This window comes from Mesorhizobium sp. P5_C1 (assembly GCF_054049815.1).
In genome coordinates, this window is record NZ_JBFULQ010000839.1 from 1 (window position 1) to 1727 (window position 1727).

Annotated in this window: 3 protein-coding genes; 1 reads left to right on the forward strand and 2 read right to left on the reverse strand. The window is 56.8% G+C overall.

The window, feature by feature from the left end:
- Together ACXJ7R_RS31810 and ACXJ7R_RS31815 are read right to left on the reverse strand one after the other, a co-directional pair.
- Positions 1–718, reverse strand: a 718-nt coding sequence (locus ACXJ7R_RS31810; RefSeq protein WP_457155270.1) for a phospholipase D-like domain-containing protein, incomplete at its 3' end; no start/stop codon positions are given.
- Between the two features lie 95 nt (positions 719–813).
- The gene (locus tag ACXJ7R_RS31815) at positions 814–1035 is read right to left on the reverse strand and encodes a hypothetical protein (RefSeq protein WP_095091060.1); all 222 of its coding nucleotides are present in this window, start codon (positions 1033–1035) and stop codon (positions 814–816) included.
- Between the two features lie 411 nt (positions 1036–1446).
- Between ACXJ7R_RS31815 and ACXJ7R_RS31820 the strand changes: the two genes are divergently transcribed.
- Positions 1447–1710, forward strand: a complete 264-nt coding sequence (locus ACXJ7R_RS31820) for a YMGG-like glycine zipper-containing protein (RefSeq protein ID WP_457155271.1) — start codon at positions 1447–1449, stop codon at positions 1708–1710.
- Positions 1711–1727 lie beyond the last annotated feature (17 nt).

Below are 1727 nucleotides of genomic sequence, written 5' to 3' on the forward strand. Positions count from 1 at the left end.
TCGTTTCGTTGCCGGCCGCAATGAACTCAGCGACGGTCCCATGGTCGCCGATCCCGTTCAAAAGTTTTGACTCGGTTTCAGCATCGCTTCCTCCAAACAATTCGGCCTGCGTGGTCGCAGCGGCTGGACCGAGCGCGCCAATTGGTTTTGCGTCCTGGCACGTCCAGAAAGCCTTGAAAATTTCGGCGGTTTGCTGCACGGCGGGGCCGAGGAGGAGAACGTCGAGGTCGCGGAAATTTGTTTCTGCTGCATCAAAGTAGGCATCGCCGACATTGCGCCCCCCGACAATGGCGATGTCGTCGTCGGCTATCCACGCCTTGTTGTGCATCCTGCGCGTCAATGCAAAAAGCCGCAGGAGAACTTCCATGCCGCGTACAATGCCGCGTGCTCTGACGCCGCTCGGATTGAACAGCTTCAGCTCGATGTTTGGATGGCTGCTCAACGCCAGATATGCAGAATCACTTTTGCGCGGGTTGACGTCATCAAGCAGCATTCGCACGCGCACGCCCCGCTGAGCGGCCCGGAAAACTTCCTGCAGAAGCAAGCGGCCGGTGTGGTCGTCATGCCAGAGGTAGTACATGAGATCGAGAGTGCGAACCGCGCTTCTTGCCGCCAACACACGCGCGGCGAAGGCATCATAATTGTCTGAGATGAGCAGCAAGCCGCTCTTGCCGGTTTTGATATTGTCGTCCCGTGTTCGGGCGATGCAGACATCCATAAGTTGGCGACCTTTTGACGGCGGTCGAAGCCGCTAGAAATAGCCAGCGCTTCAGAGTTCAAACTGATCCACTACCGCGTTGCCAACCCATTGACTCATTTCGGCTCGCTCTTGATTGCCGCAACGAGAGCCTGAACCTGCTGGCCATGTTGTGTGGCAATCTTCAACAGGGTCACGGCCGTTTCGTGGGGTGTCCATCCCTGCGCCTGTGAGGCAGTTACCAAAGCAGCAAATGCGGTCTCCAGTGCGACTTCACAATTGATCTCCCGATCCGGGCTGCCCTCTGGCAATATTGGCGGTTCAACAGTCTGGGTCATGTCGGCTTTGTGCTACCTCCTGAGGCCAAAAAAGCTCAGAACGGCAAGGACGACGACGACGAGCCCGACGAGATAGATAATGCTGTGCACGGTTCGATCTCCTCAAAATGATTTGGCAGACCAAGCTCTCTCGCCCAGCCTTTGAGGATTTGGTGGCAACCCTCGCATCGAGTGAACACTTGGAACTGTCTAATGTTCCAATGCCCATGCCGCCTTTTCTAGATGCGAAGGTTTTCCTCGCCGGACAGATGCGCCGAGCAGCCCATGCTTGAACCAGTACGTGGTCTTCCGTTTCTGCCCTCGCTGAAGATGGCTCGCGCAATCAAAAGCTAAATTAGCAAATCGATGGATCGAAAAAACAAATCGCGCATTTATCACCGGGCTCAATGTCGGGCCGCTGGAGGACAACTCATGAAAAAGACATTGCTCATATTGAGCCTTATYRTTCCGCTCGCAGCATGCTCRCGCACCGAGCAGGGYGCYGCAGTCGGYGGTCTRGGCGGWGCGGCAATTGGTGCMGCCGTAGCCGGTGATCCSGTGAAAGGCGCGATCGTTGGCGGTGCCGCTGGAGCCATTGCGGGCGCGGTGATCGGGCATGCCAGTGAAGCCGGTCAGTGYCGCTACAGAGATMGYAATGGGCGTGTCTACATCGCAMGGTGTCCCGACGGRTATTGATACTATCGGGCCGTGTG